6 protein-coding genes are annotated in these 14021 nt (G+C 63.2%); 5 read left to right on the top strand and 1 reads right to left on the bottom strand.

The genetic code is table 11. From position 1 onward, the window contains the following. Positions 1-99 precede the first annotated feature (99 nt). Together rlmB and glgX are read left to right on the top strand one after the other, a co-directional pair. Positions 100-1101 carry a 23S rRNA (guanosine(2251)-2'-O)-methyltransferase RlmB gene (rlmB, locus tag CXQ89_RS15640; RefSeq protein ID WP_104055918.1) on the top strand — a complete coding sequence of 334 codons (1002 nt, stop codon included), beginning with the start codon at positions 100-102 and terminating at the stop codon, positions 1099-1101. 28 nt (positions 1102-1129) lie between these two features. Further along, positions 1130-3274, top strand: a complete 2145-nt coding sequence (gene glgX / locus CXQ89_RS15635; RefSeq protein ID WP_104161950.1) for a glycogen debranching protein GlgX — start codon at positions 1130-1132, stop codon at positions 3272-3274. Here glgX and glgP read toward each other — a convergent pair. Next, positions 3271-5895, bottom strand: a complete 2625-nt coding sequence (gene glgP, locus CXQ89_RS15630; RefSeq protein ID WP_104161949.1) for an alpha-glucan family phosphorylase — start codon at positions 5893-5895, stop codon at positions 3271-3273. The two genes, glgX and glgP, sit on opposite strands and share 4 nt — an antisense overlap. A gap of 209 nt (positions 5896-6104) precedes the next feature. On the opposite strand from glgP, the gene CXQ89_RS15625 reads away from it, so the two are divergent. From CXQ89_RS15625 to glgB, 3 genes are read left to right on the top strand one after another with little or no spacing between them, the layout of a single operon-like run. Further along, positions 6105-8138 carry an alpha-1,4-glucan--maltose-1-phosphate maltosyltransferase gene (locus tag CXQ89_RS15625; protein ID WP_104055972.1) on the top strand — a complete coding sequence of 678 codons (2034 nt, stop codon included), beginning with the start codon at positions 6105-6107 and terminating at the stop codon, positions 8136-8138. Beyond that, positions 8138-9907 carry a maltose alpha-D-glucosyltransferase gene (treS, locus tag CXQ89_RS15620; protein ID WP_104055924.1) on the top strand — a complete coding sequence of 590 codons (1770 nt, stop codon included), beginning with the start codon at positions 8138-8140 and terminating at the stop codon, positions 9905-9907. Before CXQ89_RS15625 ends, treS begins: the two co-directional genes overlap by 1 nt. Continuing rightward, on the top strand, positions 9904-13677 hold the full coding sequence (gene glgB, locus CXQ89_RS15615; protein ID WP_104161948.1) for a 1,4-alpha-glucan branching protein GlgB: 3774 nt from the start codon (positions 9904-9906) through the stop codon (positions 13675-13677). The genes treS and glgB overlap by 4 nt, the downstream gene beginning before the upstream one ends. Positions 13678-14021 lie beyond the last annotated feature (344 nt).

Raw genomic sequence — 14021 nt, 5'->3', positions numbered from 1 at the left:
TGTTTGCTTTCGGAGTACACTGCGGGGCGTGGAACACGCAGGGCCGTGAGCCTGCGTAAACTAGAAGTAATGCTTTCTTCTAGGTTTAAGGTGTAATCGATGGCCAACAACGGACGTCCCGGCGCAATGCGTAAAGCCAAAAAGGGCCCCAGCGGGGGCACCGGTGGATTGGGCCGCAAGGCCCTTGAGGGCAAGGGACCCACGCCCAAAGCCGAAGACCGCCCCTACCACAAGGCGTTTAAGAACAAGCAGCTCTCCGAGCGTTCGGCAGCCAAGCGCGGGGATTCCCGCGACAACCGTGCCGCCGGCGGCCGCAGCGGCACCAACGTCCGCGGCAAGGTGGCTGAGGAAGTCGTCACCGGCCGCAACTCAGTGGTGGAGGCCCTGCGCGCAGGCATTCCCGCCAAGGCGCTGCACGTCGCTGTCCGGATCGACATGGATGACCGCGTGCGTGAATCCCTCAAGATGGCGGCCGACCGCGGCCTGCCCGTGATGGAAACACACAAGCCCGAGCTGGACCGCATGACGAACGATGCCGTGCACCAGGGCCTCGTGCTGCAGATCCCGCCGTATGAATACGCTGACCCCACGGATTTGGCAGCAGAAACGATCGAGGCCTGGAAGAAGGGCCACATCCGCAACGCACCGTTGTTTGTGGCGCTGGACGGTATTACCGATCCTCGTAACCTGGGTGCCATCATCCGCTCCGCGTCCGCCTTCAGCGCCCACGGCGTTGTTGTTCCGGAACGCCGCGCGGTGGGCATGACTGCGTCCGCATGGAAGACCAGCGCCGGTGCAGCCGTCCGCGTTCCGGTGGCCCGCGCAGGCAACCTGAACAACACCCTGAAGACCTTCAAGAAAATGGGCATCTTTGTCCTCGGCCTGGATGGCGACGGCGACGTGTCACTGCCGGACATCGTCCTGGCCAAGGACCCGGTCTGCATTGTCGTTGGTTCCGAGGGCAAGGGACTGTCCCGCCTGGTCCGCGAAAACTGCGACCAGATTGTGTCCATCCCCATTGATTCAGCCATGGAGTCGCTCAACGCCTCCATGGCGGTAGGCATCAGTTTGTACGAGATTTCACGGCAGCGTTCCGCCTGATCCAAGGCGGAGTCATCCCGGAGGCAGCATGGCAGACTTGACCAGCATTAAGCAGGGCCAAGCCGCCGCGCGGCGGGTTTCACGGCCCTTTCCCCTTGGCGTAAGGAATTCCGTTCCCGGTGTTGATGAGGTGCCGGGAACCGCCAATGTCTCTGTTTACGCACCCGGTCTCACCGGCGTCGAGATCCATTTTGAAAGGGCGCCGGGAGACTGGTCCTCGGCGCCCCTGGGTGAATCCGTTGCGGGAATCCACCACGGCCGCGTGAGCGGTCTGTCCTACGGCAGCCGTTACGGATTCTGGCCTGCGGGAAAGGAGCTGCCGGGCAGGCCCGGCAGCTTCCAGCTCCTGCTGGACCCCTACGGCCGCGGAATTGACGAAGTTCCGCATCCGGACGGCGTCCCCCTGTACTTCTCCGTCCATGTGGATCCGTCCTTTGACTGGGGCGAGGCACGCCAGCCTCATATCCCGTGGCGCGACACCGTCATCTACGAGGCCCACGTCCGGGGACAGACGATGCTCCATCCGGACATCCCCGAGGAGCTGCGCGGCACCTACGCCGGCATGGGGCATCCCGTGATGGTCAATCACTTCAAAGAGCTTGGCATCACCGCGGTGGAGCTGCTGCCGGTGCACTTTCACACCGACGAAGCCCATCTGCGTGAGCTCAACCTGACCAACTACTGGGGCTACAACACCCTCGGCTTCTTCGCCCCGCACACCGCCTACGCCACCAAGGCAGCGCAGGCGGCAGGGCCCAAGGCGGTGCAGGACGAGGTCAAAAGCATGATCAAATCCCTGCACGAGGCAGGCCTTGAGATCATCCTGGATGTTGTCTACAACCACACGGCCGAAGGCACCAAGGACCAGCCGGCGCTGAGCTGGCGGGGCCTGGGCGATAAACAGTATTACCGGCACGACGGCGAAGGCCGCTACCTGGATACCACCGGCTGCGGCAACACCTTGGATTTCAGTCAACCGCGGGTGATCCAAATGGCCCTGGACTCGCTGCGCCACTGGGTCCAGGACTATCAGGTGGACGGGTTCCGCTTTGACCTTGCACCTGCGCTCTGCCGCGATGAAGACGGCCGTTTTGACCGCCGGCATCCGTTCCTGGTGGCAGTCGCGGCTGATCCCGTGCTCCAGGGGATCAAGCTCATCGCCGAGCCCTGGGACATTGGACCCGACGGGTGGCAGACGGGAAACTTTCCGCCCGGCTGGGCCGAATGGAATGACCGGTTCCGTGACACCACCAGGGACTTTTGGCTCCGGGATCAAGCCGCGCTGGACGCCGGCGGCATGGGAAGCTCGGTGGCACGGATCGCCGGTTCGCTCGCAGGATCGGCAGAGGTGTTCGCCGGCTCCGGACGCACCGCGCTGTCTTCAATCAACATGGTTACTGCCCATGACGGTTTCACCCTGGCGGACCTCACGTCCTACGAGCTCAAGCACAACGAGGCCAACGGTGAAGACAACCGGGACGGCAGCAGTGAGAACCGCAGTTACAACCACGGTGTCGAAGGCCCCACCCCGGACGGGGATGTCCTGGCCCGAAGGGCGCAGAGCGCCCGGAATATCATGGCGACCCTGCTGATGTCCCTGGGAGTTCCCATGATCACGGCCGGCGATGAACTTGGGCGCACGCAGCAGGGCAACAACAACTCGTACTGCCAGGACAGCCCCCTCACGTGGCTGGACTGGAACCTGGACGAGGGCGGCCGCCGGATGCTGGCAACCACGCGCACATTGCTGCGCCTGCGCCATGAGTTCCTCGCCTCGCAGCCGTACCGTTTCCCGGCGGACGCCAATGAAGCATCGTTGCTGTGGTTCGATGTTTTCGGCCAGCCCATGGCGCTGGACAGGTGGGAGGATCCAAGCTCCCGGGTGGTCCAGCTGCTGGTGAGCTCCCGGAACGGGATGCTGAAGGGCCTCATGGTCCTGAACGGCTCGCTGGAGGATACCGAATTCACCCTGCCCGAGGCTCAGGCCCTGGAGGGATCAGGTGCAGCCCGCGACGAAAACCACTCCTATGAACTGCTGCTGAGCACCGCCGCCGATGCGCAGGAGCGCACCGGCTTGCGGCTGCGCGGAGGGGAGAAGGACATCCTGCCGGCCAACTCAGTGAGCCTGTACCGGCATCTGGGTTGTCGCCCAGATGCCGGAAGGGCCAACTAGGCGTTGGCCACCAGCCCCAGTTCCGCTTTGGAAGCCAGCCCTGCGTGCACCGGAAGCACCCTCACGGTGTACCCGAAGGGGCCGGCCTGCTCAATGCCGATCGTGCCGGAGAACATGTGGCGGCCAGAGCCGAGGTCCTCTGCCTGGACCAGCTCCTCGGTCCGCGGGTCCGCCAGCTGGTCATTTTCCAGGGCCTTGCCGTACGCCACTTCCACGCTAACGTCCTCCGGACGCAGGGAGCCCAGTGATACGTAGGCCTGCACTTTCAGCTGGTCACCGATTTGCGGGTCATCGGTGATGCCGATGGAATCCACATGTTCCACCGAGACAGCGGACCAGCCGTCGCGGATTCGGGTGATCCATTCCGCCAGTTCCTTCGCTGCTGCGTACCCGTTGGCGGAAGCAGCACGCCCGGACTGTCCGGCGGGGCGGTAGAGCTGGTTTACGTAGTCGCGCAGCATGCGGTTCGCAGACACCGCCGGCCCCAGATCGGCCAGCGTGTGCTTGACCATTTCCAGCCATTCGCTGGGCAGGGAGCCTGTCGGTGCATCCGAAGGGCCGGCGGAACCAGCCTCCGCGGGCGGTTCCTTTCCGTAGAACATGGGCGTCACGGCGTTTTCCAGCAGGTCATACAGTGCTGCCGCTTCCAAATCATCGCGCTGGTCCGGTCCGTAAACCTCCCTCGTGCGCGCTCCCTGGGTCGGGTTGGCGGAGGGAATGGCCCAGCCGTTGCCGCCGTCGAACATCTCGTCCCACCAGCCGTCCAGGATCGAGAGGTTCAGTCCTCCGTTGATCGCAGACTTCATGCCCGAGGTGCCGGATGCCTCCAGCGGCCGCAGCGGGTTGTTCAGCCACACGTCGCAGCCGGGAAACAGCGTTCGTGCCATGGCGATGTCGTAGTTGGGGAGGAACACAATGCGGTGCCGGACCTCCGGATCATCGGTAAACCGGACGAGATCCTGGATCATGCGCTTGCCCTGCTCATCGGCGGGATGCGATTTGCCGGCAACCACCACCTGAAGCGGATGGGTGGGATGCAGCAGGAGGGCTTTCAGCCGGGCGGGATCCCGGAGCATAAGGGTCAGACGCTTGTAAGTGGGGACCCGTCGGGCGAACCCGATGGTAAGGATGTCCGGGTCCAACACGTTCTCGGTCCAGGCAAGCTCGGCATCAGTGGCACCGCGCTTGCGCCAGGCGGCACGCACCCGGCGGCGCACGTCATCGATCAGGTTGGAACGCAGCCGGCGCCGAAGGTCCCACAGATCTCTGTCGCTGATCTCGTAGGCCCGGCTCCAGTCGCGGTCGTGAACCGTGGCGACACCGAACTTCTCGCGGGCCAGTTTGGTGAGTTCCGGATCAACCCAGGAGGGCACGTGCACGCCGTTGGTCACCGAGGTGATGGGCACTTCGGAGATATCGAACCCGGGCCACAGGCCCGAGAACATTTCCCGGGACACCTTTCCGTGCAGCTTGGCCACGCCGTTGGCACGCTGGGCCAGGCGAAGGCCCATTACGGCCATGTTGAACTTGCCGGGATCACCGCCGTCATAGCTTTCAGCACCCAGGGCGAGGACCTTGTCCGTCGGGACCGACTGCGCCAGCCCGGCGCTGAAGAAATGCCGGATCTGGGACTGGTCAAAGCGGTCAATGCCCGCAGGGACGGGAGTATGAGTGGTGAAGACAGTGTTGGCACGGGTTGCGGTCAGGGCTTCTTCCCAGCCCATGCCGTTGTCCATCAGTTCGCGGATGCGTTCAACGCCCAGGAACCCGGCATGGCCTTCGTTCGTATGAAACACCTCAGGGGCCGCAGTGCCGGACAGGCGCTCGTAAACCCGCAGCGCCTTGACGCCGCCCATGCCCAGCAAAAGCTCCTGTTGCAGGCGGTGGTCTCCGCCGCCGCCGTAGAGCCGGTCCGTAATGCCGCGGGCGGCGTCGTCGTTGCCGGTAACGTCCGAGTCCAGCAGCAGCAGCGGAACGCGTCCGACGTCGGCACGCCAAATCTGCGCGGAAAGCCGGCGGTTATTGGGCAGCGGGAGGTTGACCCGGGCGGGGGTGCCGTCTTCTTCGCGCAGCAGTGTCAGCGGCAGGCCGTTGGGATCCAGCACGGGGTAAGTTTCCAGCTGCCAGCCGTCGCGGGACAGCGCCTGCTTAAAGTACCCGGCCTGATAGAGCAGGCCGACCGCTATCAGGGGGACACCCAGATCCGAGGCCGACTTGAGGTGGTCGCCTGCAAGGATGCCCAGGCCGCCGGAGTACTGGGGCAGGACGGCACTGATGCCGTACTCGGGGGAGAAATAAGCCACGGCATGCGGTGCGTCTTCACCCAGTGTTTGATACCAGCGCGGGGCGGTCAGGTAGGCATCCAGATCGGCACCGAGATCCTGGATACGCTGAACGAGTCCAGCGTCCTGTGCCAGCCGTTCGAGGCTGCCGCGGCTCACTGACCCGAGGAACTTGACCGGGTCATGCCCGCTGGCCTTCCAAGCCGCCGGGTCAAGGTCGGCGAAGAGCCGGGTGGTGGGCTCATGCCAGGACCACCTCAGGTTTGAGGCCAGCTTACTCAGGGGAGCAATGCTGTCGGGGAGGACGGTTCGGACGGTAAACCTTCGAATTGCCTTCACCCGGGTTACGCTAGCGCAAAACGAACCCCGAATGGCATGGGTAGTGCTTGGAATCTGTTAGATTTCTGCCAATTAAGTCTCTGTGTCGGTGCTGCGCGAAAAACTCGCCAATACCCGCCGCCACCTGCGGCAAAACCCCAGAAAGTACGTTGGCTTAGCATTCTGCCCGGAATGTCGCTAACGTCTAGTCTGTGACCAGTTCCAGTGCGATGCCATCCAATGACCTGCCCGCTGAGGAACTCCGGTTCGGCCGGATTCCCATCATCAACGTGACCCCGGTGGTTGAATGCGGCCGCATTCCGGCCAAAGCCATACCGGGTGAGGACCTCGTCATCGGGGCCACGGTCTTCCGTGAAGGCCATGACCTCGTGGGCGTCAGCGCAGTGCTGTATGACCCTGAAGGCACCGAGATACAGCGGGTGCGGATGCACCCGGTGGGCATCGGCCTGGACCGGTGGGGCGGTTTGCTCCGGCCTGAAGGTACCGGCTCCTGGAGCTTCGCCGTCGAGGGCTGGGCTGACCTGTACTCCACCTGGCACCACAACGCTGAAGTGAAGATCAATGCCGGCGTGGACACAGACTTGATGCTCGCGGAAGGGGCTGCCCTGTTCCGGGATGCCGCGCAGGAGCGCACCGGTGACAGCGCACGGATTTTTGAGGCTGCGGCAGCAGCGCTCGCCGACACCGGTCTGCCCGTGGAGGACCGCCTGGCGGCAGCAGCTTCCGATGCTGTTCTTGCGGTCCTCGACCGGGAACCGATCCGCGACCTGGTGACCAGCAGCCCCCGTTTCCCCCTCCACGTTGAGCGTGAGCTTGCCGGCCGCGGTGCCTGGTACGAGTTCTTTCCGCGCTCCGAGGGCGCAAAACTGGATCCCGCAACCCGGGAGTGGACTTCCGGGACCTTCCGCAGTGCCGCGCGCAGTCTGCAGCGGGTAGCGGATATGGGCTTTGACGTGATCTACCTTCCGCCGGTGCATCCAATTGGCGTGACCCACCGGAAGGGGCCCAACAACACGCTTGTCGCCGGCCCCGGAGACCCCGGCTCCCCCTGGGCCATCGGTTCCGCTGAGGGCGGCCATGACGCCATCCATCCGGATCTCGGTACCTTCGAGGACTTCGACGCGTTCGTGGACACGGCCCGTGAACTGGGTCTGGAAGTGGCTATCGACCTTGCCCTGCAGGCGTCCCCGGACCATCCCTGGGTGACCAGCCATCCGGAATGGTTCACCACACGCGTGGACGGCACAATCGCTTACGCCGAAAACCCGCCGAAGAAGTACCAGGACATCTATCCCCTGAACTTCGACAACGACTTCACCGGCTTGTCGGAGGAGATCCTGCGGATCGTGCTGATGTGGATCGGCCACGGCGTCAAGATTTTCCGCGTGGACAATCCGCACACCAAGCCCCTGAGGTTCTGGGAATGGCTGATAAAGACGGTCAATGAAAAGCATCCGGAGGTCATCTTCCTGGCCGAGGCATTCACCCGCCCGCCCATGATGCATGCCTTGGGCATGGCCGGATTCCAGCAGTCCTACACGTACTTCACCTGGCGGAACACCCGCAAGGAACTGGAGGAGTACTTCACCGAGGTCTCGTCTGAGACTGCGGCATTCTTCCGGCCGAACTTCTTCGTAAACACTCCGGATATCCTGACCGAGTTCCTGCAGTACGGTGGACCGGCGGCCTTTAAGATCCGGGCCGTTCTGGCCTCCACAGCCAGTCCGCTCTGGGGCGTTTACGCCGGCTACGAGTTGTTTGAGCATGTGGCCCGTCCCGGTGCCGAAGAGTACATCGACAACGAAAAGTTCGAGTACAAGGAGCGTGACTTCGCTGCGGCGGAGGCGGAGGGCAGGAGCCTGGCCCCGTACATCACCCGGTTGAACGAAATCCGGCACACACATCCGGCCCTGGGGGATCTGCAGAACCTGACGGTGCATTCCAGCACAGACGAGTCAATCGTGGTGTACTCCAAGCACAAGGAGGTCCGCCCCGGGGACCCCGCCAGCCGGGACACCCTGATTATCGTGGTGAACACGGACCCGCACAGCGCCCGGGAATGTGGCGTGTCGCTGGACCTGGGGGCACTGCACCTTGATCCGAAGGACTTCAACGACGACGGAACCTTCTGGGTGGATGATCTTCTCAGCGGCCAGAGCTGGCGCTGGGGAGCTCACAACTATGTCCGGCTGGACGCCCATTTTGAACCTGCACACATCCTGTCCGTTCGGAGGAACTCCTAGTGCCCAACCCGTTTCAGCTGCACGCCCCAGGTCTCACAAATGACCCGCACTGGTACCGCAAAGCAGTTTTCTATGAAGTGCTCGTGCGCGGCTTCGCGGATGCCAACGGGGACGGGTCCGGCGACTTCACCGGCCTGATCGACAAACTCGACTATCTGCAGTGGCTCGGCGTTGACTGCCTCTGGCTTCCCCCGTTCTTTAAGTCCCCTCTTCGGGACGGCGGATACGACATCTCTGATTACTACGATGTCCTGGACGAATTCGGAACCATCAGCGACTTCAAACGGCTGGTGGCTGAAGCCCACGCCCGCGGCGTGCGCGTGATCATTGACCTTCCGCTGAACCACACCTCGGACAAGCATCCGTGGTTCGAAGAATCCCGCAGCGATCCGGACGGCCCTTACGGCGACTTCTATGTCTGGTCCGACACGGACCAGAAGTATGAAGACGCACGCATCATCTTCGTGGACACCGAAGAGTCCAACTGGGCCTTTGACCCCGTGCGGCGGCAGTTCTACTGGCACCGTTTCTTCAGCCACCAGCCGGATCTCAACTTCGAGAATCCCAAGGTGGTTGAGGCGATCTTCGACGTCGTCCGGTTCTGGCTCGACCAGGGCATTGACGGGTTCCGCGCCGATGCCATTCCTTACCTGTTTGAGGAGGACGGCACCAACTGCGAGAACCTTCCGGCGACACACCGCTTCCTCAAGGACCTGCGCACCATGGTGGATGAAAACTACCCCGGACGCGTCATCGTGGCGGAGGCCAACCAGATGCCGCATGAGGTCGTGGAGTACTTCGGCGACGAAACCGGACCCGAATGCCACATGGCGTTCCACTTCCCGATCATGCCCCGCCTCTTCTACGCGCTGCGCGACCAGAAGGCTGCGCCCATTGTGCAGACGATGGAGGAAACCCCGGACATTCCGGCGGGTGCCCAATGGGGAACCTTCCTGCGCAACCACGATGAGCTCACCTTGGAAATGGTCACCAATGAGGAGCGCCAGGCGATGCTCGGCTGGTACGCACCGGATTCACGCATGCGGGCCAACGTCGGTATCCGCCGGCGGCTCTCGCCGCTTCTGGACAACTCCCGTTCGGAAGTGGAACTGATCCATGCGCTGCTGCTTTCGCTTCCCGGCAGCCCGTTCCTCTACTACGGCGACGAAATCGGGATGGGCGACAACATCTGGCTTGAGGACCGGGACGCCTCGCGAACCCCCATGCAGTGGAACCCGGACCGCAACGCCGGCTTCTCCACCGCCGATCCCGGAAAGCTGTACCTGCCCGTGGTGCAGTCGTTGGTCTACCACTACAACCACGTAAACGTGGAAGCCCAGCTGGCGAGTTCCAGCTCGCTCCTGCACTGGATCCGCCAGATGATCATGGTCCGCAGGACCCACCCCGCGTTCGGGCTCGGTTCCTACCGGAATGTGCCCACCGAGGCGGAGTCCGTCCTGGCGTTCCTGCGCGAACTGCCGGCGGATAATCCCGAAGGCGAGGTGGGAGAAGTCATGTTCTGCATTTTCAACCTCTCCCAGCACCCGGTTTCGGCCACGGTGAGCCTGCCCGAGTTTGCCGGGCGCGGGTTGCGTGACGCCTTTGGCGGTACCCCGTTCCCGGCCTTCGGTGCGGACGGTTCCGTCACCCTGACCCTGGGCAGCCACGATTTCTACTGGTTGCGCCTGCGCTCTCCGAAATCAAACACTTCCTCGCCCCTGACCGAAGCGATTCCCCTCATTCCCATTTCGGAGGCCGTGAAGAAATGAGCCAGTTGACTCCGTCGCTGCCTGAACTCCTGACCGCCTGGCTGCCGCAGCAGCGATGGTTCCCCGCGAAGGGCCGCGAAATTTCCCTGGACAGGGTGGGCGGCATCCGCTTGGAAGACCCGGCGGGGGCTGTGGAACTGGAAGTCCATCTCATCGCCGTGAGCTCGGGTCATCGAACGGACGTCATCAATGTCCCTGTCAGCTACCACAGCACCCCGGTGCCCGAATTGGCCGATTCGCTGCTCGGACGTGCCCAGCACGCCGAGCTGGGAGAGCGCTGGCTCTATGACGGTACTGCTGACCCGGTATTCGTTACGGCGTGGCTGGAACTGATGCGTTCGCAGTCGTCCTCGGTGGACGGCCACACCCACGGCATCGCGTTGGCCGGGTTTGCCGAGTGGCCGCCCTTTGACAGCGTGGTGGATGCCAAGCTGATGAAGGGCGAGCAATCCAACACTTCCGTGGTGGTGCCCGCCCGGCCCAACCAGCTGATCATCAAGTTCTATCGGGTCCTCGCTGCCGGAGAAAGCCCCGATGTACAGGTCAGCGCCAAGCTCACTGCCATGGGTTCCGCCGACGTGCCGACCACCTTTGGCTGGGTGACGGGGAGCTGGCGGGATCCGCTGGCCGACGACGGCGACTGGGTCGCCGGGGACCTCAGCGTCCTGCGCGAGTTCATCCCCAACAGTGAAGATGCCTGGCGCCCCGCTTCCGCTGCCGCCCTGGCGAATTCCGATTTCACCGCCGAGGCTGAAGAGCTGGGGGCAGTCACCGGGCGCATCCACCAGCAGCTGGCACAGGCTTTCGGCAGCCAGCCTCCCAGCGCGGCGGAACGCTCCGATTTCCTCGAGTCCCTTGAAAACCGGATCCGCTGGGCATGGAAAGAAGCCCGGAGCTATGTGGGGGAGTACGACGAACCGCTGGAGTACCTGCTCCGGCAGATCAGCAACCTCGAAAAGCTGCCAAACCTCCAGCGCATCCACTCCGATTACCACTTGGGCCAGGTGCTGAAATCAGGCACCCATGGCTGGATGGTGCTGGACTTTGAAGGAGAGCCGCTGCGGCCGGCCGCTGAGCGCAGCGTTCCGGACGTGCCGCTGCGCGACGTGGTGGGCATGCTCCGGTCCATTGACTACGCCGCCGGCGTGGCGCTCGTCGAAGGCCCCGGAGAAGGTGACGCTGCCAGTTCCAAAGATCAGCAGCGCCGCGGCTTGGAAGCCGCACGCTGGGCCGCTACGGCGTCCGAAGCTTTTCTCCGCGGCTATGAGAAGGAAACAGGCACACAGATCAACCGCAGCGATCCGCTGTACCTTGCCCTGTGGCTGGACAAGGCCCTTTACGAAGTTGTCTACGAAATACGCAACCGCCCCGACTGGGTCCGCGTGCCGGTCGCTGCCGTTCGGCAGATTCTGGAACAGGCACGCAGGCAGGTCCACGGAACGAGCAGCCAGGAAGAGAATTCAGTGACTAAGACTCCACCCTCCGCTCCTAAGGGGAACCGTCCTTCGGAATCCGCGCTGCCCGCGAAAGCGGACGACGTCGTCGTACCGGCCGCCGGCGAAGCTGCCGTGGTGCCCGCGCACCGCAACCCGCTGCCGGTTTCCACGGATGTGCTGCAGGCCGTGTCCGAGGGCCGGTATCACCAGCCGCACGCTGTGCTGGGCGCCCACGTGGATGACCAGGGCCTCGTGACGATCCGCACCCTGCGTCCCCTTGCCCAGCAGGTAGTCGCTGTGACTGCCGGCGCACGTGTTGAGCTTCAGCACGAGTACAACGGCATTTGGGTTGGCACACTTCCTGCTGATCGTCCGGGCCAGGTTCCCGATTACCGGCTCGAAGTGACCTACGAGGGTCTTGGCGCGCAGCGCTTTGATGACCCGTACCGGTTCCTGCCGTCGCTGGGGGAGATTGATCTGCATCTCATCGGCGAAGGCCGGCACGAGAAGCTGTGGACGGTGCTTGGAGCGAACCTGCACCATTACAAATCTGTCCTCGGTGATATCGACGGCGTCAGCTTCGCCGTTTGGGCACCCAACGCACAGGCGGTGCGCGTCAAGGGCGATTTCAACGCCTGGGACGGCAGGATTCACGCCATGCGCTCCCTGGGCGGCTCCGGAGTATGGGAATTGTTCATCCCCGACGTGGAACCCGGCGCGCGTTACAAGTATGAAATCCTCGGCAGCGACGGAATCTGGCGTGACAAAGCCGACCCCCTGGCCCAGGCCACGGAGGTTCCGCCGTTGACCGGTTCCCGGGTGGTGGAGTCCACCTACGTGTTCCAGGATGCCGAGTGGATGGAAGCCCGGGCGGCACGGGACCCGCACAATGCACCCATGAGCGTCTACGAAGTGCATCTCGGATCGTGGCGCCTCGGCCTGGACTACCGCCAGATGGCGGACCAGTTGGCGGAATACGTGAAGTGGCAGGGGTTCACCCACGTGGAGTTCATGCCAGTCGCTGAGCATCCGTTCGGCGGCTCGTGGGGTTACCAGATCACCTCCTACTTCGCTCCCACTGCGCGCTTCGGGCATCCGGACGACTTCCGTTACCTGGTGGACAAGCTGCATCAGGCGGGCATCGGCGTCATCCTGGACTGGGTGCCGGGACACTTCCCCAAGGACGAATGGGCGCTGGCCAAATTCGACGGGCAGACGCTGTACGAACACGGAGATCCGCTCCGCGGCGAACAGCCCGACTGGGGCACGCTCATTTTCGATTACGGCCGCCGGGAGGTCCGCAACTTCCTCGTCGCCAACGCGATCTACTGGCTTGAAGAGTTCCACATCGACGGCCTGCGAGTGGATGCCGTGGCCTCCATGCTGTACCTGGACTACTCCCGGCCCGCCGATCAGTGGCGTCCCAACGCCTTTGGCGGCCGGGAGAATCTCGAGGCCATCTCCTTCCTGCAGGAAGTCAACGCCACCGCGTACCGCCGTGTCCCCGGCATCGTGATGATTGCGGAAGAGTCCACCGCGTTCCCGGGCGTTACCCAGCCCACCAGCAGCGGAGGCCTGGGATTTGGCCTGAAATGGAACATGGGGTGGATGCACGACACCCTGGAGTACATGTCCGAGGACCCCATCAACCGGATGTACCACCATGCCAAGCTGACGTTCTCCCTGGTGTACGCCTATACGGAGAACTTCCTGTTGCCGATCAGCCATGACGAAGTTGTGCATGGCAAGGGTTCACTGCTGCGGAAGATGCCCGGCGACCGCTGGCAGCAGTTGGCCAACGTTCGGGCCTATCTGGCGTTCCAGTGGGCACACCCGGGTAAGCAGCTCATCTTCATGGGCACGGAATTCGCCCAGGAAGCGGAATGGTCGGAACAGTACGGTCTGGACTGGTTCCTCACCGACACCCCTCAGCATAAGGGCGTGCAGCTGCTGGTCCGCCAGCTCAACGAGATCTACCGGAATACACCGGCTCTTTTCGACCGCGACAACGAGCCAGCCGGATTCCAGTGGATCAACGAGAACGACGGCGCCCGCAACGCACTGTCCTTTATCCGGTACGACCATCAGGGCAACCCCCTGGTGTGCATCGCCAACTTTGCCGGCGCCCCGCATGAGAACTTCAGGCTCGGCCTGCCGTGGGCCGGCGAATGGGTGGAGGCATTGAATACGGATGCGGCCGAGTTCGGTGGATCCGGTGTGGGCAACCTGGGCGTTGTCACCGCTGAAGAGGGAGCCTGCAACGGACAGCCTGCCTCGGCGACGCTGACTGTACCGCCGTTGGGTGTGCTGTACCTGTTGCCCAAGGACGTCTAGGCCGGGCAATTTAGGGTGATCAGGCCCGGGGCGCAGCCGCTCCGGGCCTGATCACCGCAGCCGCAAAACCGTGCTAGAGTTAATACCCGCGCTGATCGAGGCAACGAGAACAGCTGAGCGTCACGGAGCCTAGGCTCCATCCGGTTCGCCGGAAGGACGAACAGCCGTTTTGACAGACTCTGATCAGGGCGGTAAGATTGAAAAGTTGCTCCGGAGCGATGCAGAGTGGAAGATCCTTGGATCTGAGCCTGTTGGTGCCGGAAGCAGTCTGTTGTTTGAGAACTCAATAGTGTGCCAAGTTTATTGATACCAATTATTTTAATTGGTTGAACTGGTTGTTTCCG

The sequence above is a fragment of the Arthrobacter sp. ZGTC212 genome, from assembly GCF_002929255.1.
Taxonomy (GTDB): Bacteria; Actinomycetota; Actinomycetes; order Actinomycetales; family Micrococcaceae; genus Arthrobacter_B; species Arthrobacter_B sunyaminii.
This window is presented reverse-complemented; position numbering and strand designations above follow the sequence as displayed.